Origin of the sequence: Streptomyces sp. BE303, from assembly GCF_036290945.1 — a bacterium.
Classification (GTDB): Bacteria; Actinomycetota; Actinomycetes; order Streptomycetales; family Streptomycetaceae; genus Kitasatospora.
Window position 1 is genome coordinate 1 of the sequence record NZ_JAQYWZ010000951.1, and the last position, 387, is coordinate 387.

Annotated in this window: 1 protein-coding gene; it reads left to right on the forward strand. The window is 73.1% G+C overall.

Going from position 1 to position 387, the window contains the following annotated elements; genetic code table 11:
* Window positions 1-387, forward strand: a 387-nt coding sequence (locus PUR56_RS39945; protein WP_329952567.1) for a hypothetical protein, incomplete at both ends; no start/stop codon positions are given.

A 387-nucleotide genomic window follows, 5' to 3' on the forward strand; every position in this document is an offset into this window, starting at 1 on the left:
CGCGCGTCCGACCGGCCGCGCTGCCGCCCGACGCCTTCCAGCACCAGCGGTCCTGGCTGCACGCAGCAGCGCCCGGCCGGTCGGCGGACCCTGCGGAGGCGGGCTTCTGGCACGTCGTCGAGAGGGGCGATCTCCCGGCGTTCGCATCGGAGTTGGGTGTCGATAGCGTTGCCGCCGACACCGTGCTGCCCGCGCTGTCGACCTGGCGGGCGCGCGGCGAGGTCCGGTCGCTCTTCGACGGGTGTCGATACCGCGTGACCTGGAAGCGGGTCGCCGATCCCGGCGCGGCCCGGGTAGACGGATCCTTGCTGCTTCTAGGAGACGTCGAAGACGAGACCGCCGCCCAAGCCGTTGGCCGTACCGGTCGCGGCGCTGGTGCGGGAGTTC